The 18,583-nt window shown below is 68.4% G+C and carries 20 protein-coding genes and 1 pseudogene; 13 read left to right on the top strand and 8 right to left on the bottom strand.

Annotated features, from left to right (window positions below):
* Positions 1-139: 139 nt before the first annotated feature.
* Positions 140-517, top strand: coding sequence for a RidA family protein (locus N5K27_RS02305; RefSeq protein WP_087779920.1), 378 nt, complete (start codon positions 140-142; stop codon positions 515-517).
* A 6-nt stretch (positions 518-523) separates the two neighbouring features.
* Here N5K27_RS02305 and N5K27_RS02300 read toward each other — a convergent pair whose 3' ends face one another.
* On the bottom strand, positions 524-997 hold the full coding sequence (locus tag N5K27_RS02300) for an Lrp/AsnC family transcriptional regulator (RefSeq protein ID WP_087838498.1): 474 nt from the start codon (positions 995-997) through the stop codon (positions 524-526).
* A gap of 161 nt (positions 998-1,158) precedes the next feature.
* On the opposite strand from N5K27_RS02300, the gene kynB reads away from it, so the two are divergent.
* From kynB to N5K27_RS02285, 3 genes are all read left to right on the top strand, one after another.
* Complete coding sequence (gene kynB, locus N5K27_RS02295; RefSeq protein WP_279814446.1) at positions 1,159-1,785, top strand: arylformamidase; 627 nt, start codon at positions 1,159-1,161, stop codon at positions 1,783-1,785.
* Between the two features lie 45 nt (positions 1,786-1,830).
* Positions 1,831-2,685: a tryptophan 2,3-dioxygenase gene (gene kynA / locus N5K27_RS02290; protein ID WP_279814445.1), complete on the top strand. Its 855-nt coding sequence runs from the start codon at positions 1,831-1,833 to the stop codon at positions 2,683-2,685.
* A gap of 140 nt (positions 2,686-2,825) precedes the next feature.
* The gene (locus N5K27_RS02285) at positions 2,826-4,016 is read left to right on the top strand and encodes an amino acid aminotransferase (RefSeq protein ID WP_279814444.1); all 1,191 of its coding nucleotides are present in this window, start codon (positions 2,826-2,828) and stop codon (positions 4,014-4,016) included.
* Positions 4,017-4,040: 24 nt separating this feature from the next.
* Here N5K27_RS02285 and N5K27_RS02280 read toward each other — a convergent pair whose 3' ends face one another.
* The 3 genes from N5K27_RS02280 to N5K27_RS02270 are packed head-to-tail and all read right to left on the bottom strand — an operon-like array spanning position 4,041 to position 5,760.
* Positions 4,041-4,307: a tripartite tricarboxylate transporter substrate-binding protein gene (locus N5K27_RS02280; protein ID WP_279814442.1), complete on the bottom strand. Its 267-nt coding sequence runs from the start codon at positions 4,305-4,307 to the stop codon at positions 4,041-4,043.
* Positions 4,298-5,617: an FAD-dependent oxidoreductase gene (locus N5K27_RS02275; RefSeq protein ID WP_279814440.1), complete on the bottom strand. Its 1,320-nt coding sequence runs from the start codon at positions 5,615-5,617 to the stop codon at positions 4,298-4,300. Before N5K27_RS02275 ends, N5K27_RS02280 begins: the two co-directional genes overlap by 10 nt.
* Positions 5,614-5,760 carry a hypothetical protein gene (locus N5K27_RS02270; RefSeq protein WP_279814438.1) on the bottom strand — a complete coding sequence of 49 codons (147 nt, stop codon included), beginning with the start codon at positions 5,758-5,760 and terminating at the stop codon, positions 5,614-5,616. The genes N5K27_RS02275 and N5K27_RS02270 overlap by 4 nt, the downstream gene beginning before the upstream one ends.
* A gap of 13 nt (positions 5,761-5,773) precedes the next feature.
* Between N5K27_RS02270 and N5K27_RS02265 the strand changes: the two genes are divergently transcribed.
* On the top strand, positions 5,774-6,073 hold the full coding sequence (locus tag N5K27_RS02265) for a hypothetical protein (protein ID WP_279814435.1): 300 nt from the start codon (positions 5,774-5,776) through the stop codon (positions 6,071-6,073).
* Here N5K27_RS02265 and N5K27_RS02260 read toward each other — a convergent pair.
* The 3 genes from N5K27_RS02260 to N5K27_RS02250 all read right to left on the bottom strand — a co-directional run bounded on the left by N5K27_RS02260 (position 6,045) and on the right by N5K27_RS02250 (position 9,357).
* Positions 6,045-7,631: a CYTH and CHAD domain-containing protein gene (locus N5K27_RS02260; RefSeq protein ID WP_279814432.1), complete on the bottom strand. Its 1,587-nt coding sequence runs from the start codon at positions 7,629-7,631 to the stop codon at positions 6,045-6,047. The genes N5K27_RS02265 and N5K27_RS02260 overlap by 29 nt on opposite strands.
* Positions 7,632-7,759: 128 nt before the next feature.
* On the bottom strand, positions 7,760-8,665 hold the full coding sequence (locus N5K27_RS02255; RefSeq protein ID WP_087838420.1) for an ABC transporter permease: 906 nt from the start codon (positions 8,663-8,665) through the stop codon (positions 7,760-7,762).
* Positions 8,662-9,357 carry an ATP-binding cassette domain-containing protein gene (locus N5K27_RS02250; protein ID WP_279814427.1) on the bottom strand — a complete coding sequence of 232 codons (696 nt, stop codon included), beginning with the start codon at positions 9,355-9,357 and terminating at the stop codon, positions 8,662-8,664. The genes N5K27_RS02255 and N5K27_RS02250 overlap by 4 nt, the downstream gene beginning before the upstream one ends.
* A 182-nt stretch (positions 9,358-9,539) precedes the next feature.
* Between N5K27_RS02250 and N5K27_RS02245 the strand changes: the two genes are divergently transcribed.
* From N5K27_RS02245 to N5K27_RS02215, 7 genes and pseudogenes are all read left to right on the top strand, one after another.
* Complete coding sequence (locus N5K27_RS02245) at positions 9,540-10,523, top strand: amino acid ABC transporter substrate-binding protein (protein ID WP_243724521.1); 984 nt, start codon at positions 9,540-9,542, stop codon at positions 10,521-10,523.
* 7 nt (positions 10,524-10,530) lie between these two features.
* Positions 10,531-11,685, top strand: coding sequence for an amino acid ABC transporter permease (locus tag N5K27_RS02240; RefSeq protein WP_132979804.1), 1,155 nt, complete (start codon positions 10,531-10,533; stop codon positions 11,683-11,685).
* A 113-nt stretch (positions 11,686-11,798) separates the two neighbouring features.
* Positions 11,799-12,815 (top strand): annotated as a pseudogene (locus N5K27_RS02235) (amino acid ABC transporter permease); the annotation flags it as partial.
* 44 nt (positions 12,816-12,859) lie between these two features.
* Positions 12,860-13,606: an amino acid ABC transporter ATP-binding protein gene (locus N5K27_RS02230; protein ID WP_087838425.1), complete on the top strand. Its 747-nt coding sequence runs from the start codon at positions 12,860-12,862 to the stop codon at positions 13,604-13,606.
* Between the two features lie 100 nt (positions 13,607-13,706).
* The gene (locus N5K27_RS02225; RefSeq protein WP_087838426.1) at positions 13,707-14,618 is read left to right on the top strand and encodes a LysR family transcriptional regulator; all 912 of its coding nucleotides are present in this window, start codon (positions 13,707-13,709) and stop codon (positions 14,616-14,618) included.
* A 201-nt stretch (positions 14,619-14,819) separates the two neighbouring features.
* Positions 14,820-15,803 carry a tripartite tricarboxylate transporter substrate binding protein gene (locus tag N5K27_RS02220; RefSeq protein ID WP_132979802.1) on the top strand — a complete coding sequence of 328 codons (984 nt, stop codon included), beginning with the start codon at positions 14,820-14,822 and terminating at the stop codon, positions 15,801-15,803.
* Between the two features lie 2 nt (positions 15,804-15,805).
* Entirely contained in the window at positions 15,806-16,756 is a 951-nt protein-coding gene (locus tag N5K27_RS02215; protein WP_279814419.1) for a succinylglutamate desuccinylase/aspartoacylase family protein, read from the top strand.
* Positions 16,757-16,778: 22 nt separating this feature from the next.
* On the opposite strand, the gene gcvA is transcribed toward N5K27_RS02215, so the two are convergent.
* A complete protein-coding gene (gene gcvA, locus N5K27_RS02210; protein ID WP_165963152.1) occupies positions 16,779-17,654 on the bottom strand; it encodes a transcriptional regulator GcvA in 876 nt (291 codons plus the stop codon).
* Between the two features lie 104 nt (positions 17,655-17,758).
* On the opposite strand from gcvA, the gene N5K27_RS02205 reads away from it, so the two are divergent.
* Positions 17,759-18,556 (top strand): aspartate dehydrogenase, encoded by a 798-nt coding sequence (locus N5K27_RS02205; protein ID WP_279814414.1) that lies wholly within the window; start codon positions 17,759-17,761, stop codon positions 18,554-18,556.
* Positions 18,557-18,583 lie beyond the last annotated feature (27 nt).

The following is an 18,583-nucleotide window of genomic DNA, read 5'->3' as shown; positions in this document are numbered from 1 at the left end:
GTCGAAGAAATTATCTGCAGGCGACGCCATCGGGACAATTAACTTTGGTTGATGGGGGGTATCACGCAGCACCCCACCCTGGGCAAGCCTCCCGTTTCATGGGAGCATCTGCGCTTTCCGTCAGAAAGCGAGCAACAGCATGAAAGAAGTCATCGACGTCGGCCTGCCCGATGTGGGCCAGCCTTTTTCCTGGGCGGTGCGCAGCGGCGGGATCCTGTTCACCTCGCAAGGTCCGGTGCGCAAGGACGGCAGCATCGACACCGGCCCGATCGAGGACCAGGCCCGCCTGACCTTCCGCAACCTGCAATCGGCGGTCGAGGCCGCGGGCGGCACGCTGGACGACGTCACGCAGGTGCTGATCTACATGACCGACGTCAACGACATGAAGGCCATCGACGCGGTCTACCGCGAGTTCTTCACCGCGCCCTACCCCAGCCGCTCCAGCGCGGCCGTCGCCGCCCTGGTCGTGCCGGGCATGAAGGTGGAGATCGTGGCGTTCGGGGTGGTCAACAAGTAGCGGGGATCACTCCCGGTCCAGCACCTCGAAGGGCGAGGCCGAGCGCTTGATGTAGCCCAGCACGATGTTGGACTCGATGTCGCGCACGCCGGGCGCGCGATACAGGCGGTTGACGATGAAGTCGGAGTAGTGGCTGACGTCCCGCGCCCTGACCACCAGCATGTAGTTGGCCCCGCCCGTGACGATGCGGGCGGACAGCACTTCCGGCCAGTCCTTGATGGCGGCCACGAAGGCTTCGTGCCACCCCTCCACCTCGTGGCGCATGGACACGTGCACCACGGCCTCCACTTCCAGGCCCAGCTTGGCGTAGTCCAGCACGCAGCTGTAGCCCTGGATGATGCCCGCTTCCTCCAGCAGTTTCACGCGCCGCAGGCAGGCCGATGGCGACAGCGAGACCTGGGCCGCCAGGTCCTGGTTGCTGATGCGGCCGTCGCGTTGCAGGCACTCGACGATGCGCATGTCGAGGCGGTCCAATTTTATTCGCATTAAATTTCAACTTTCTTTTCGAATTTCGAATTTTATTTGAATTCAGCCTTGCACGGGCGTCGAAAATGCCAGCACATTCGACGGCCGCTTCGATAAGATTCCGCTTGAATACACGGCGTTGCGGCCCGCGCACGCCGCCCCCTAGCCGCGACGCCATGCCCCTGATAGACATCAGCCCCCCGCTTTCCCCCGCGACCCCGGTCTGGCCGGGCGACACCCCGTTCCAGCAAGCCGAGGTCTGGCGCATGGAAGGCGCCTGTCCCGTCAACGTCGGGCGCGTGACACTGTCGCCCCACACCGGCGCCCATGCCGACGCGCCGCTGCACTACGCGCGCGATGGCATGCCCATCGGCGCCGTGCCGCTCGATACCTACCTCGGCCCTGCCCGTGTCATCCACTGCCTGGGCGCCGGTCCGCTGGTGGAACCACGCCACATCGAACACGCGCTGGCCGATGTGCCGCCGCGCGTGCTCCTGCGCACCTATGCCCGCAATCCGGTCGAGCGCTGGGACAGCGGCTTTTGCGCGATCGCGCCTGCCGCCATCGCGCTGCTTGCGCGGCATGGCGTGCGGCTGGTCGGCATCGACACCCCCTCGATCGACCCGCAGGAATCCAAGACCATGGACGCGCACCGCGCGGTGCATGCCGCGGGCATGGCGATCCTCGAGGGTCTGGTGCTGGATCAGGCGCCCGAAGGCGACTACGAACTGATCGCCCTGCCGCTGCGCTTCGCCACGCTGGACGCGAGTCCCGTGCGCGCGGTGCTGCGGCCGCTGCGCTGATCCTCCCATCCCGTTTCAACGACCCATCGTCCAGGACGTTCCTCCATGACTGCCTCCCGGCAAGACACCGACGCATCCCCCGCCTCGTGGCACAACGCGCAGATGGACTTCTCCAAGTCAATGAGCTATGGCGATTACCTCGGCCTAGACCAGTTGCTGGGCGCCCAGCATCCGCTGTCGCCCGACCACAACGAGATGCTGTTCATCATCCAGCACCAGACCAGCGAACTTTGGATGAAGCTGATGCTGCACGAGCTGTTCGCGGCCCGCGCCTGCATCCAGCGCAGCGAGGTGGAGCCGGCCCTGAAGATGCTGGCGCGCGTCTCGCGCATCATGGAGCAGCTGGTCCATGCCTGGACGGTGCTGTCGACGATGACGCCGTCGGAATACACCAAGTTCCGCCAATACCTGGGCAGCTCGTCCGGCTTCCAGTCGTTCCAGTACCGGCAGATCGAGTTCGTGCTGGGCAACAAGAATGCCGCGATGGTGGCGCCGCATGCGCATCACCCCGAGCGCAAGGCACTGGTGGAAGCGGCGCTGGAAGCCCCCTCGCTGTACGACGAGGCGCTGATGCTGATGGCGCGGCGCGGCTTCGCCATCGCGCCGGAGCGCCTCGCGCGGGACTGGACCCTGCCCACGCAATACGACGCCTCGGTCGAGGCGGCCTGGCTGAAGGTCTACGCCGATCCGGATGCCTGCTGGGACCTGTATGCGCTGGCGGAGAAACTCGTGGACCTGGAAGACGCCTTCCGCCAATGGCGCTTCCGCCACGTGACGACGGTGGAGCGCGTGATCGGCTTCAAGCGCGGGACCGGCGGCACGGCCGGGGTCAGCTACCTGCGCAAGATGCTGGAGGTCGTGCTGTTCCCCGAGCTCTGGCAGATGAGAACGAATTTGTAACCCCCCCTACGCGCTGACGCGCGCCTCCCAGGGGGCGGCACTGGCGGACCGGCGGAGCCGGATCCGCTGTGCCCTGGGTAGAGCGGCGCTTGAAAGGCGCCGCTCTATAATCGATCGATAGTTCCAAGGAAAATCGTTCCATGTTCGAGCACGTTCCCCGCTATGCCGGCGATCCAATCCTGTCGCTGGTGCAGACCTTCCTGAAAGACCCGCGCGAGCACAAGGTCAATCTCAGCATCGGCTTCTACTACGACGGCGCCGGCAAGGTGCCCGTGCTCGGCAGCGTGAGCCAGGCCCGCGACCGCATCGACACCTCGGTGCCCGCGGTCTACCTGCCGATGGAAGGCGATGCCCAGTACCGCAAGGCGATCCAGGAAACCGTGCTGGGCGCCGGCCACCGCGCCGTGGCCGAGGGCCGGGTGGCGACCATCCATACCCTGGGCGGCTCGGGTGCGCTCAAGGTGGGCGCCGATTTCCTGAAGGCACATTTCCCGGGCAGCGAGATCTGGATCAGCGATCCCACCTGGGAGAACCACTACAACATCCTGGGCGGCGCGGGTTTCCCCATGCATGCCTTCCCGTACTACGACGCGGCCACCAACGGCATCCGCTTCGACGAGATGCTGGCCACGTTCGGAACGCTGCCCGAGCGCAGCATCGTGCTGCTCCAGCCCTGCTGCCATAACCCGACGGGTATCGACCCGTCGCGCGAGCAGTGGCTCAAGATCATCGACGTGCTGGTCGCCCGCAACGCCATCCCGTTCTTCGACATGGCCTACCAGGGCTTCGGCGATGGGCTGGAAGAGGATGCCTGGGTCGTGCGCGAAGTGGCCAACCGCGGCATCGCCATGCTGGTGGGCAACTCGTTCTCGAAGAACATGTCGCTGTACGGCGAACGCGTGGGCGGACTCTCGGTGGTCTGCCCCACCGCCGACGAGGCGAGCCGCGTGCTGGGCCAACTCCAGGCCACGGTGCGCAAGAACTACTCCAGCCCCGCGCTGTTCGGCAGCCGGGTGGTCAGCACCCTGCTGAACGACCCTGCGCTGCGCGAGGAATGGAAGGGCGAAGTGGCGCAGATGCGCACGCGCATCCATGCCATGCGCAAGGGCCTGCGCGACCGGCTGCACGCCCTGCGTCCGGACCTGGACGTGGATTACTTCGTCAACCAGCGCGGCATGTTCAGCTACACCGGACTGAACCCGGCGCAGGTCGATCGCCTGCGCGACGAGTTCGGCGTCTACCTGATCCAGTCCGGCCGCATGTGCGTGGCCGGACTGTTCGAGGCCAACCTGGACTACGTGGCCGCGTCCATGGCCAAAGTGCTGGCCTGATCCGGGCCGAAGCCGGCATCCGGCTCAATCGAGCCGGATGTTCGCCTTGTCGATCACCTGGCGATACAGGCCGCGCTCTTCCTTGACCAGCCCTGCCAACGCCGCGGCATCGACAGCGGGCACGTCAAACCCTCGCTCGTTCAGTTGCCTGACGAAAGCCGGATCGCGCAGGATGTGGTTCAGGTGCGCATCCAGTTTGGCCCTGGCCTGGGTATCCATGCCCGCGGGCGCAAGCAGGCCAACCCAGCTGTCCACCGCCGCCAGTGCCGGATAGCCGCACCTTATCGCCAATGCCGCGCGATGGCGGCGGCCGCCTCGGCGCCGCTGCGGCAGGCGCCATTCACCAGCGATTGCGCCAGGTAGTCGCCGCAGTAATAGACGCCGCGACGATCGGCGCCCTGCCAGGCCAGGAACCGCGCGACCTTGCGGCCATATCCCGGATAGAAGACGGGCAGCTTGCAAGCGATCCACTGGTTGTATCGGTAGACCAGGCGCCGATCGAAGCCCGGTATGCGGGCGCGTATCTCGGCGCGCAAGAGACGGTCGACATCGTCGGTGCAACCCTGCTCCTGGGCCTCCCGCACAGCTTCCGGCGTCAGCTGGCAGTAGAGGATGGACTTGGCCTCGCCGGCATCGGCGGGCGCCGCCATCTGCTGCCAGGTCGCGATGCGGGTCGACCGGCTGCGCAGCGAGAACTCGAGGGCGGGCGCAAGCTCGCCGCGCAACGCATAGTGGACGATGCCCAGGCTGTTGTAGCGCACGGCGTCCAGCAGCGCGCGCTCCTCGTCCGATTGCCCGGAAACCAGCTTTCCCGCGTATTGCCCTTGGGTCGCGCAGACGACGATATCCGCCGCGGCCTCGAGTTCGCCGTCGCCCTGGCGATACCTGACGACGGAAGCCGCCGGGGCCGCGCGCATGATGCCGGTCACCTGGGCTCCGTACTCGATGGCGAGCTTCTCCGCCAGCGCGGCGGTCAGCCGTCCCATGCCTCCCCGCGGCACGTGGACCGTATCGCGGCCCAGCAGGCTGGGGGTGGTGCTCAGGTAGAACGAGGCGGAGATGTCCTCCGGATTCCAGCTGCGCGTCCCCCGGAACACGGGCTCGACCAGGCGCTCCAGCACGCGCGGACCGGCCACCTTCCGGATGTAGTCCGCAAGCGTTACGTCGTCGTAGGCCAGCGCCGACGCCGCATGATCGGGATCGGTGCGTCCGCGCAGCCAGGCCAGGTGCAGCCCCGAGCGCAGCAGCCCCGCCCGGTCGCGCCACCCCAGTCCGAGTGTGCGCAGTGCCGCGAAGCCCGGCATCAGGTCTACCCGGTATGTCGCGTCGTCCGTGCGGCAATCTGCACCGAGATTCCTGAGCGGAACCAGGGTATCGCGCAGGCCCAGCTCGTCGATCAGGGCCTGCAGTTCACTGCCGAAGGGATAGAGCAGCCGGGCGCCCGTGTTGTACGGAATCGGCCCCGCCCGACCCTGCGCCACACGCCCGCCAGGCTGGTCGCCCGCCTCGAGCACCTTTACCTGGAAGCCCCGCTGCTGCAGGCGGAAAGCGGCGGTCAGGCCGGCAATGCCGGCGCCCACGACGATGACGGACCGGCTCATTGCGGCTTCCCCACGGTGGCGGGCAGGACCAGTTCCAGCAGGGACGGCCCCGCCGCAGCCAGCGCCCGCTCGAGCGCCGGCAGGACCGTTGGCGTGCTGACGCCCGTGGCCGAAGCCTTGACTCCCGCCCACTTCCGGGGCATGGGCGTGGCCGGCATGCCCCCCATCGAAGGATTGCCGCCGGACTCGCTGTTCAAGCGCGACCTGCTGGAAAACCGGACGACGTTCGACGTCGCGGCGCACGAACGCGAGGTGGTCGCGGCGGCCCGTCGGCTGGTCGACCGGCATCCCGAGGTCGGCGCCATCGTCAGCGAATGCGCGAACTTCCCGGTCCATTCGGCGGCGGTGGAGGCCGATCTGGGGCTGCCGGTGTTCGACGCCTATACCCTGGTGTCCTGGTTCCACGCGGGGCTGAGGCCCCGCGCCTTCACCGCCGGGGCTTCCAGGGAAGCCTGACCTCGGCCAGCGCGCCGAAGGCCGCCTCGGCCTGCACCTCCAGCTCGCGCAGCCGGGCGGCGATCCATCCCAGCGCGAACCAGGCCTGCGAATGCGCGTCGGCCAGTCCGGCATAGTGCGTACGCGCCACGACCAGGTCGTTGATCTCGCCCAGGATGTCCTGCAGCGCCGCGAGCTTCTTGCGATAGGCGCGCACGCGCCCGGCGCGGTACAGGGGCGCTGACAGGGCGAGCCCGTAGCGCAGGCGCTTGGCCAGCTTGCGCAGCGCATGGCGGCGCTCGTCCTCCAGGCGCACGAAATGCCGTCCCTCGCGGACCAGCCGGCCGTGCCACTTCCGCAGGCGCCGCGTGACGGCGCGAGCCAGGCGGACGGCGCGCGCGGGTTCCGGCGCCACGGCCGGCGGGGGCTCCGGCAGCCCGCCGGCCGGGGGCAAGCGGGTGGCCGGCTCGCGTATCCCCACGTTCCAGGCCAGCAGGCCCAGCAGCCACGACTGGAAATCCACGGACGACGCCAGGGCGGCCGCATCCGTCCCGGCCGCCGGCTGCCACGGCAGGGGCGGCATGCCGGCGTCGACCAGGGCGGACAGGACCTCGCCGCCCATCACGTCCTGGTCGCGGACCCGGCCGAACTCGGCGAAATGCCTGCGCGCGCCGTCCTGCAAGGCAGCCGGAGGCAACTCCGCATGGCCATCGAGCAGCTTCCAGGCCGAGCGCAGCCGGCGCATGCCGACGCGCAACTGGTGCACGTGCTCGGCGCCGCCCAGACGAACCCCGGGAGGCGCGTCGGCGGCGGCCAGCGGCGCCGCGTTGCGGGCGATCTGTTCGAAGCATTCGGCGGTCATCGCGGCCAACGCCTCGTCGGGCGTCTCGTCCTGGCCCAGGGCTATCCCCGCGGCCAAGCGCGGCGACCAGAACGCGGCGATCTCCGCCTCCCTGACCTGGGGCCGTTCATCCAGCGGCGCGGCGGCGATGCGGGCCGCGGCGTTGGCCAGCCCGTCGCCGCGCTCGGCCTTGCTGCGCAGGTCCAGCACCAGGCCATGCCGGGCCAGCCAGCGGCCGGCCACGACGAACAGCGCCTGGGGCCGCCCGGATACCAGCTCGAACTCCAGCTCGCATACCGGCAGCTCCAGCCCCTGCGCCCGGATCGCGCCCTCGTCGTACGCCACTTCCACCGTACCCGCGCGGGTGCGCACGGCGGCCGCCTTGCGCCAGACGTCGGTCTCGTAGCGCACCCCCAGCTCGGCACCCAGGCCGGCCAGCACCGCTTCCGCCGGCGTGCCGGCATAGACGGAAAGGTCCAGCGCGCGGCCGGGACTGGGATGGTTCAATTCGACGCGCGACAGGGCATCGGCGCCGGCCATCTTGAAGGTCTGCACCCACCTCCGGCCCTCCTGGCGCAGCCGGATCGCCGCGCGCTGGCGGGCCAGTTGCCTGTCGGGAGTGTCGAAGTACATCGCGCGCAGGCGCGTGCGGGGCGCGGATGACAGGGAAGCGAACTGGCCGGCGACGGCCTTGCGCGCGGCCCAGGGGACGGAAAACTTGAGTTCTTGTTCTAGCATGAGGACGGAAAGCGAGCCATGACGGAAAATTTTCGACATGGTAGAGCTCGCCGCCCTCGAAAATGATGACAGGTCATCTGGGCGTCACAATCTGCGACCGCGGCGGCCTGCGCCACCCCCTCCCCGGATCAAAAACGGGTATTCCGGGTGACCGACCAGCGCGCGGACAACGCCCCCAGCAGGGCCACCCCCACCACGAAGGCCGCCAGCCATTCCCATTGCGGCAGGCGCAACGCGAATTCGGTCCCGTAGCTGCGCGCCAGGTCCGCCAGCGCGGCGTTCAGCGGATCAAGCACCACGGCCACCAGCCCGATCGCGGCCAGCGCCGCCACGCCGCAACTGATCGCGCCCAGGTACAGGAAAGGCCGCCGCACGAAGGATTCGGTGGCGCCCACCAGCCGCGCGACGCCGATCTCCTCGCGCTGGGACAGGGCCTGCATGCGCACGGTATTGAATACCGCCGCCAGCACGGCCACCGCCACCACCAGGGCCAGGAACAGCAGGCTCGCGCGGGCGAAGCGCAGGATGGCCTCCAGCCGCTGCACCCAGGCGCTGTCCACCTGCACCATGTCGACCTTGGCCCAGGTCTTCCACAGGGCCGCCAGCTTGGCCGACCGCTGGGCCAGGTCCTCGCCCTCCAGCGTGACGACGATGGCGTCGGGCAGGGGATTGTCGGGCAGCACCGCCAGGGCCTGGGCGTAGGCCGGGTTGGCCTTGAGCTCGGCCAGCGCGCGGTCGCGGCTGATCACCCGCAGGCCCCGGATCTCGCTGGCGTGATCGCGCCGGATCCGGTCGGCCACGGCCCCGGTCTCGGCCGGCGTGGCGCTGACCTGCATGAAGACGGTCATCTCGGGGTCGGCCGTCAGGTGGTTGGCCACCGGGCGCAGCGACATCAGGGCCGTGGCCCCCAGCAGCGGAATGGCCAGCGCCAGCGTGATGACGAGGATGTTGGCGATGGACGAGAACGGCTGCGACAGCAGGCGGCGCAGGGTCACGCCCAGCGCATAGCGATGTTGGCGGATCAGGGGACTCATGCCTCGACCTCCCCGCCCAGGCGCGGCGTGCGCTTGCCGCCGTCGGTGACCTTGCCTTCCTTCACCAGCAGCACGCGCGTCGCGTAGTCGGTGATCAGGCTTTCGTCGTGCGTGGCCAGGATCGTGGTCACGCCCACGCGGTTGAAGTCGCGGAAGACCTCGACGATGCGGCGGGCGCTCTCGCGGTCCAGGTTGGCGGTGGGTTCGTCGGCGATCAGCAGGCCGGGACGGTTGACGATGGCGCGCGCGATGGCCAGCCGCTGCTGGTCGCCGCCCGACAGTTCCTGCGGCCGCAACCCGTCCTTGCCGGACAGGCCGACCCGCTCGATGGCGGCGTGGGCGCGCTTGGCGGCGGCCGCGCGCGAATGGCCGGTCACCGTCAGGGGCAGCATGACGTTCTCGAAGGCGCTGCGGTCGCTCAGCAGGTGCACGTCCTGCAGGATGGTGCCGATGGCGCGCCGCAGGTAGGGCCGGAACCGGCCGGGCAGCTTGCCGACGTTCTTCCCGTTGACCAGGACCGTGCCCCGGTTGGGGACGTCCAGCCCCGCGATGAGCTTCAGCAGGGTCGACTTGCCCGCCCCGGAAGGGCCGGAGACGAAGACGAATTCACCTTGGGCGATGCCGAAGGTCACATCGGCCAGCGTGTCGATGCCGCGGCCGTAGGATTTGTAGACTTGCTGGAATTCGATCATGAGGTCGAAATAGTAACCTGGGCCGTCCGGAGACGACAGGCCCCGAGGTTTTCATCATACCGAACACATGCTACGGTACGTTTCCCCAAGGAGGCCATGGCCCGCGATGCTTTATAGTCCAGGGCCCCCCGCGCAAGGAACCCGCCATGAAAGCATTGAAATCCTTCCTCGCCGCCGCCCTGATGCTGGGCGCCGCGCATGCCGCCCACGCCGGCCCCACGCTGGACGCCGTCAAGAAGAAAGGCTTCGTGCAGTGCGGCGTGTCGACCGGCGTGGCCGGCTTCAGCAACCCCGACAGCAAGGGCAACTGGACCGGCATCGACGTGGACCTGTGCAAGGCCGTCGCGGCCGCGCTGTTCGGCGACGCCACCAAGTTCAAGCTGACCCCGCTCAATACCCAGCAACGCTTCACCGCGCTGCAATCGGGCGAGGTGGACGTCCTGCCCCGCAACACCTCCATCACGCTGCAGCGCGACGCGGCGCTGGGCCTGACGGGCGTGGGCGTGAACTTCTACGACGGCCAGGGGATCCTGGTATCGAAGAAGCTGGGCGTCAAGAGCGCGAAGGAACTCAACCAGGCGGCCATCTGCCTGCAACCGGGCACCACCACCGAACTGAACCTGGCCGACTGGTTCCGCGCCAACAAGCTGACCTTCAAGCCCGTGGTCATCGACAAGTTCGACGAACTGGTCCGTGCCTTCGCCGCCGGCCGCTGCGACGCCTACACCACCGACATCTCGGCGCTGAACGTGATCCGCACCACCAAGCTGTCCAACCCGGACGACTACGTCGTGCTGCCCGAGATGATCTCGAAAGAGCCGCTGGGGCCCATGGTGCGCCGGGGCGACGAGCAGTGGGCGGCCATCGTCCGGTGGACGCTGAACGCGATGATCGAGGCCGAGGAATACGGCATCACGTCCAGGAACGTCGACGAGATGACCAAGAGCGCCAACCCCAACGTGCAACGCATCCTGGGCGTGACGCCCGGCGCCGGCAAGAACCTGGGCGTGGACGAGAAGTGGGCCTACAACATCGTCAAGCAGGTCGGCAACTACGGCGAGAGCTTCGAACGCAACCTGGGCCAGGGCAGCCCCCTGAAGATGCAGCGCGGCGCCAACGCGCTGTGGACCAAGGGCGGCCTGATGTACGCGCTGCCCATCCGCTGATGCGCGCATGACCCGGTTCAGCTGGAGCAACCCTTCCGTCCGGTCGGCGGTCTACCAGGCCGTCGCCCTGGCCGCCGTCGCCGGGCTGGCCTGGTTCCTGGTCTCGAACACGCTGGCCAACCTGGCCGCCCGCAACATCGCGTCGGGCTTCGGCTTCCTGGGACGCGAAGCGGGCTTCGCCATCGGCGAGACGCCCATCCGCTACGATCCGCAGGACACCTATGCGCGGGCCATCCTGGTCGGCCTGCTGAACACGCTGCGCGTGGCGGCGGCCGGCATCGTGCTGGCGACGATCCTGGGCACGGTAGTGGGCATTGCCCGCCTGTCGCGCAACTGGCTGGTGGCGCGGCTGGCATCGGTGTACGTCGAACTGATGCGCAACACGCCGCTGCTGCTGCAACTCTTCCTGTGGTATGCGCTGATCACCGAGACCCTGCCCCCGGCCCGCCAGGCGCTGGAGCTGCTGCCCGGCGTGTTCCTGTCCAACCGCGGCATCAAGCTGCCGCTGCCCGCCGACCACCTGGGCTTCGACCTGGCCGCGGCGGGATTCGGCCTGGCGGTCGTGCTGTCGCTGGTGCTGGCCCACTGGATGCGCAAGCGCCAGCAGCACAGCGGAGACGTGCGCCCCATTGCCCACTGGGTCGTCGCGCTGCTGGTCGGACTGCCGCTGGCCGGGTGGCTGGCGGGCGGCGCGCCCGTGCAGTTCGACGTGCCCCGCCTGCAGGGATTCGGCTTCATCGGCGGCGCCACGCTTACCCCCGAGTTCACGGCGCTGCTGTTCGGGCTGGTCATTTACACGGCGGCGTTCATCGCCGAAGTGGTGCGCGCCGGCATCCAGTCCGTGAACCGCGGCCAGTGGGAAGCCGCCGAGTCCCTGGGCCTGCGGCGCAGCAAGGTCCTGCGGCTGGTCGTGCTGCCCCAGGCGCTGCGGGTCATCATCCCGCCGGTCACCAGCCAGTACCTGAACCTGACCAAGAACAGCTCGCTGGCCGTCGCCATCGGCTATCCGGACATCGTCTCCATCGCCAACACGACGTTGAACCAGACCGGCCAGGCGATCGAGGGCGTGCTGATCATCATGGCGGTGTACCTGGCGGTCAGCCTGACGATCTCGGTGCTGATGAATCTGTACAACCGCCGTATGGCGCTGGTGGAACGATAATGGAGGCGGCGTCCCTCATCGACGATGACTCTGCTCCAGGGCGCCGCGGATCCGGCTCCGCCGGTCCGCCAGCGCCGCCCCCTGGGGGGCGCGCGAAGCGCGTAGGGGGGGGCCTCTTCTCGTCTCCGTTGAACGTCGTACTGACGCTGCTGGTGGCCTGGCTGCTGCTGATGATCGTGCCGGCGCTGGTGGAATGGGGACTGATACGCGCGACCTTCGTGGCCTCGTCGGCGCAGGAATGCCGCGAGGCCGGCGGCGCGTGCTGGGCCTTCATCGCCGAGAAGCACCGGCTGATCCTGTTCGGCCTGTATCCCTACGACGAACAATGGCGCCCGCTGCTGGCCAGCGCGCTGCTGATCGGCGCCGTCGTGGCCAGTTGCCTGCGCCGCTTCTGGAACCGCTGGCTGGCGCTGGTCTGGGTCGTCGCGCTGACGGCCACCGGCATCCTGATGTGGGGTGGCGTGCTGGGCCTGCAATACGTCGAGAACACGCTCTGGGGCGGCCTGCCGCTGACGCTGATCCTGGCCACCTTCGGCATGGGCCTGGCCTTTCCACTGGGCGTGCTGCTGGCGCTGGGGCGCCGCTCGCGCCTGCCCGCGATCAAGGCCCTGTGCGTGGTCTACATCGAACTGATACGCGGCGTGCCGCTGATCAGCCTGCTGTTCATGTCCTCGGTCATGCTGCCGCTGTTCCTGCCCGAGGGCATGAGCATAGACAAGCTGCTCCGCGCGCAGATCGCCATCATCCTGTTCGCCGCCGCCTACCTGGCCGAACTGGTGCGGGGCGGCCTGCAGGCCATCCCCAAGGGCCAGTACGAGGGCGCCGACTCGATCGGCCTGGGCTACTGGCAGCAGATGCGCCTGATCGTGCTGCCGCAGGCGCTCAAGACCATCATCGCGCCGCTGGTCAGCATGTTCATCCTGGTGTTCAAGGACACCTCGCTGGTGGTGATCATCGGCATCTTCGACCTTACCCAATCGGCCAAGGCCTCGCTGGCCGATGCCGCCTGGCCGGGTTTCTCGGTCGAGGCCTACCTGTTCATCGCCGCCATCTACTTCGTATTCTGCTTCGCGATGTCGCGCTACAGCCAATCGCTGGAGAAGCGCCTGCGCACGGACCGGGAACGATGAGCTCCCGTCCCGCCCGGACGCAAGCCCCCGACAGGAAAACCGCCATGTCCTCATCCACGCAGCCGATCATACAAATGGAAGGCGTCAGCAAATGGTTCGGCAAGTACCAGGTGCTGCGCGACATCGACCTTGCGGTGGAGCGCGGCGAACGCATCGTCATCTGCGGCCCGTCCGGATCCGGCAAGTCCACGCTGATCCGCTGCATCAACCGCCTGGAGGAACACCAGCAGGGCCGCATCGCCGTGGGCGGCATAGAACTGACCAGCGACCTGAAGGACATCGAGGCGATCCGGCGGGAAGTCGGGATGGTGTTCCAGCATTTCAACCTCTTCCCGCACCTGACCGTTCTGCAGAACCTGACGCTGGGCCCGATATGGGTGCTCAAGCAGCCCAAGGCGCAGGCCGAGGCCGCCGCCATGCAGTACCTGGAACGGGTGCGCATTCCGGAGCAGGCGCACAAGTACCCGGGACAGCTCTCGGGCGGGCAGCAGCAGCGGGTCGCCATCGCGCGATCGCTGTGCATGTCGCCCAAGATCATCCTGTTCGACGAACCGACCTCCGCGCTCGATCCGGAGATGGTCAAGGAAGTGCTGGACGTGATGACCTCGCTGGCCGAGACCGGCATTACCATGCTGTGCGTGACGCACGAAATGGGCTTCGCCAGGCAGGTCGCGGACCGCGTGATCTTCATGGACCAGGGCCAGATCGTCGAACAGAACACCCCCGAGGCCTTCTTCTCGAATCCGCAGAACGAGCGCACCCGGCTGTTCCTGAGCCAGATCCTGCACTGAGCGGATCCGGCGGCGGCGCCATGAACCCGAAACGCCCAATTATTACGATTGAGCAAGCCAACCGGGGATGAGCACCCCGAGGCATTAAAATCCGGAACTCATGGACCTCAAACTCTTCGAAGACCTCATCGCGCTCGCCCGCACGCAAAGCTTCGTGCGCGCCGCTGAAATGCGGCACGTCACCCATCCCGCCTTCGGCCGCCGCATCCGCGCGCTGGAGGTCTGGGCCGGAGCGCCGCTGGTGGAACGCAATCGCACGCCGGTCCAGCTCACCCCCGAGGGCGAGGTCATGCTCAAGACCGCGGAACGCACGGTCGAAAGCGTCGCCAACGCCCGCTCGCAAATCCAGCGCCACGGTACCAATCAGGGCATGAGCCTGCGCATAGGCACGGGCCGCACGCTGGCCCGCACCCTGGTGGCCGACTGGCTGGCCCGCATCACCCACATGCCGCGCAGCCCGCTGCGGGGCAAGGCGCAGATCGACATCATCACGGGCGCGACTTCCGACCTTGCCGCCATGCTTGAACAGAGCAAGGTCGACATGCTGTGCTGCTACGAGCACCGCGCGCTGTCGGTGCCGCTGAACGGCCACCGCTATCGCCACCTGACGCTGTCCACGGAGAAGCTGGTCCCCGTCAGCGTGGCCGATGCGCAAGGCAAGCCCCGCTACAGCCTGATCGGCGCCAGCCAGGCCACGCCGCTGATCGCCTACGGCATCGGCCTGTCCATGGAGCGGCTGCTGAGCGAGCATTTCGAGCGCAATCCACTGGCCGGCATGAACGTGTTCCTGCGCTGCGACTCGGCCGACGCCGTCTACGAATTCGTCAAGAAGGGCCTGGGCGTCGCGTGGCTGCCCTGGTCCATGGTGGCGGCGGACTGCCAGCGCCGCAACATGGTGGTCCTGGGCGGCCGCAGCGACGAAGTCCCGTTCGAGGTCCGGCTGTACCGGCCCCGCGCGCGCCAGGCCGACGTGGTCGAGGCGGTCTGGGCAGCGACGGAATTCGCCCGCTGATCCGTACCGCGGGAAGCCCCGCCCGCTTCCCGCACCACCCTGGGGCGCCAAGCGTTTCGTATATCCGCCACCTCCGCACCTTCCTGGGGCAAACCCTGGTGCGGGGCCGAATCCGCACATACATGTGCCTGATTCGCACCTTTGCATCCATGCCGTGCGCAAGGATGGCGGCACGATAACTGCTCTGTACGGGGCCTCACCATGAACCAGCCTACCCTTACGCGCCGCGCCCTCATGCTGGCGCTCGCCGCCTGCGCCGGCGCCGCCGCCGTCCCGGCCCATGCGCAAGACGACTATCCCGCCCGCCCCATCACCCTGGTAGTGGGCTACCCGGCCGGCGGCAGCACCGACCTGACCGCCCGCCTGTTCGGCGAGGCGCTGTCCAAGCGCATCGGCGAACGCGTCATCGTCGAGAACGTGGGTGGCGCCGGCGGCGTGATCGGCGCCCAGCGCGTGGCCAAGGCCCGCGCCGACGGCTACACGCTACTGCTGGGCGCATCCAACGAGATGGCCATCGCCAGCCTCATCAACAAGGCGGTCAAGTACGATGGCCTGAAGGATTTCACGCCCATCGGCATGATCAGCACCCAGCCCATGGTGCTGGTGGCCTCGGCCAACTCCCCCATCAAGAACATCTCCGAGTTCCTGGCCCAGGCCCGCGCCAATCCCGGCAAGTTCAGCTTCGGCACCTCGGGCGTCGGCACCGCGCTGCACCTGTCGGCCGAGAGCCTGAAGGAAGCGGGCGGCCTGCAGCTGGTGCACGTGCCCTATCGCGGCGTCGCGCCGCTGGCCAGCGACATCATGGGCGGCCAACTGCAATTCGGCGTGTTCGTGCTGTCCAGCGCGCTGGCCAACATCCGGGCCGGCAAGCTCGTGCCCATCGGCCTGATGCAGGCCTCGCGCGCGCCGCTCGCGCCCGAGATCCCCACCTTCGCCGAAGCCGGCCTGAAGGACGTCAACATGGACATCTGGTTCGGTCTGTACGGCCCCGCCAACGTACCCGCGCCCGTGGTCGCGAAGCTGCGCGCCGCGCTGGACGACGTCCTGAAGATGCCGGAGTTCCGCAGCAAGATGCAGGAATCGGGATCCACCGTGGCCGCCCCGGGCGTCGACCTGGCCCAGTTCCAGCGCAAGGAGACCGAGAAGTACAAGCGCATCGTCGAGTTCGCCAAGATCGAGGAATGAAGATGGCGACTCACGATTTCCTGCTGCCCGTGCCCGACCTGTCCGCCGTCCGTGCCGGCAACACCGGCGTCGAAGGCGTCTGGCACTTCGACTCGGGCACGCCCGGCCGCCATGTGCTGGTCACCTCGCTGGTACACGGCAACGAGCTGTGCGGCGCCTGGGCGGTCAAGACCGCGCTGGAATCCGGCCTGCGGCCCCGGCGCGGCAAGCTGACGCTGGCGTTCTGCAACCTGGCCGCGTTCGATACCTTCGATGCCGCCCGACACGACGCCTCGCGCTATCTGGACGAGGACCTGAACCGGGTCTGGAGCGACGACAAGCTCGCCGCCCCTACTACCCGCGAGCGCGCGCGCGCCGCCGCGCTGCTGCCCTGGGTGCGGCAAGCCGACTGGCTGCTGGACCTGCATTCCATGCACGAACCCTGCGCCCCGCTGCTGCTGACCGGAATGCAGCCGCGCAACCTGGACCTGGCCCGCGAACTGGGCGCGCCGCGCCACATCATCGTCGACGCCGGACACAAGGACGGCGTGCGCATGCGCGACTACGGACGCTTCGGCCAGATGACCGACAACGGCACGCGCTCGCTGCTGATCGAATGCGGCTACCACGGCGCGCTCGAAAGCCGGGCCGTGGCGCAGGACCAGGTGGCGCGCTTCCTGCGCGCCTCGGGCATCGTCGACGACAACGACATTCCCGCCGAGTGGATCGCCCCCACGCCGGACGCCCAGCAGGCGATCGAGGTCACGCAGCCGGTGGTCGCGCGCAGCATGGACTTCCGGTTCGCCCAGCCCTGGCAGGGACTGGAGGAACTGGAGCGCGCCGGCACCGTCATCGGCTGGCAGGACGGCGAACCCGTGACGACGCCGTACGACCATTGCACGCTGGTCATGCCGTCGCTGCGGCAGCTCGTGCCGGGCGTGACCGTGGTCAGGCTGGCGCGGCGGGTCGGCTGAGGCTTGGGAGGCCCGGCCGCGATCAGGCCGCCTGCGCCATCACCCAGTCGCGAAAATCGCAGACGTGGGCATCGTTCCGCAGGCGTTCGGGATAGACCAGGTAGAAGGCGGAATCCAGCACGAGCCGCCCTTCGAACGGCGCAACCAGCCGGCCGGCGGCCAGGTCGTCGGCCACCAGCGCGTACTGGCCCATGGCGACGCCCATGCCTTGCAGCGCCGCCTGGTAGGCCAGCGTGACGTTCTCGAAGGTCAGCCCGTGCGCCGGGTCGACGCCGTCCACGCCATGGGCGGCCAGCCACCGCCCCCAATAGTCGGGCCGGGCCGCCGATTGCAGCAGGGTATGGCGTGCCAGGTCCGCCGGTACGCGCAGGGGCACCGGTCCGGCAAGCAAGGCCGGGCTGCACACCGGCAGCAGCTCGATGTCCACCAGCCGGTGGGCGATCACGCCCGGCCAGTCGCCATGGCCGATGCAGATGGCGACGTCGGCGTCGCTCAGGTTGTCCAGTTGCTTGAGCGACGTGGTGAAAACGGCATCGCGGTCCGGATGCCGCGCATGGAACTCGGCCATGCGCGGCAGCAGCCAGCGCATGGCGAACGTCATCTGGCACCACACGTGCAGCGGCTGGTCCCGGTTCCGGTTCAGGGCCTTGGTGGTCGCCTGCGATATGCGCTCGAAGGCTCCGCTCAGGTCGTCGCGGTACTCCCGGCCCGCCGGCGTCAGGCGTACTTCGCCGCTGGCACGCTCGAACAGGCGCATGCCCAGGAATTCCTCCAGTACGCGGATCTGCCGGCTGACCGCGCCCGTCGTCACGTGCAGCTCGCGCGCGGTCTGCGTGAAGCTCAAGGTGTGCGAGGCGGACTCGAACACCCGCAGGGGGTTCAGGGGCGGCAGTTTCATCTTGGAGATGTTGATGAAAAGTAAACCGGGTTGACTATATATCGATTGCCTGACGGCGCCCAGGCCCGCACGATTCGAGTCTGACGAACCGGAGGCATTCCCGCATGAAGACCATCTTGCTCGCAGGCTTCGGAGCCATGGGGCAGTCGATTTTTGATCAACTGAGGGACGATCCGCGCATCGGCCGGTGGCTGGTGCTTGAACGGGCTGAACGGGCCGACGACGCCCGCCGCAAGCTGGGCAGGCATGGCCAGGTGGTGCAATCGGTCGACGGCCTGGAAACCCGCCCCGACTTCGCCGTCGAATGCGCCGGCCACGAAGTGCTGGGCACCCTGGTGCCCCAGTTGCTGGAACAGGGCATCGACACCATCGTCGCGTCGGTGGGCGCGCTGGCGCTGCCCGGCATGATCGAGCGGCTGGACGCGGCCTGCCGGGCGGGCGGGGCGCAGCTGACGCTGGTGCCGGGCGCGCTGGCCGGCGTCGACGCACTGGCGGCCGCACGCGACAGCGGACTGGTATCGGTGGACTACACCGGGCGCAAGCCCCCTGGCAGCTGGCAAGGCACGGCGGCCGCCAGCCTGTGCGACCTGGAACATCTTGCCGAAGCCACGGTGTTCTTCGAAGGCACCGCGCGCGAAGCCGCCGCGACCTTCCCGCAGAACGCCAACGTCGCCGCCATGGTCGGGCTGGCCGGCCTGGGACTGGACCAGACCCGGGTCCGCCTGATCGCCGACCCCGCCGCCGGCGGCAACACGCACACCATTTCGGCGCGTGGCGCCTTCGGCCGGCTCGAGGTCATGGTCGAGGCCGCCGCCTTCGCGTCCAACCCCAAGACCTCGGCGCTGGCCGGCATGTCCATCGTGCGCGCCGTGCGCAACCGCCTGAACGCCATCGTGATCTGACCCCCCTGTGCGTGCCGGCGCCCGGCG

The organism is Pigmentiphaga sp. GD03639, from assembly GCF_029845405.1.
GTDB classification, from domain to species: Bacteria; Pseudomonadota; Gammaproteobacteria; order Burkholderiales; family Burkholderiaceae_B; genus Pigmentiphaga; species Pigmentiphaga daeguensis.
The sequence above is the reverse complement of the archived record's forward strand: the minus strand, read 5'-3'. Positions and strand labels throughout refer to the sequence as shown.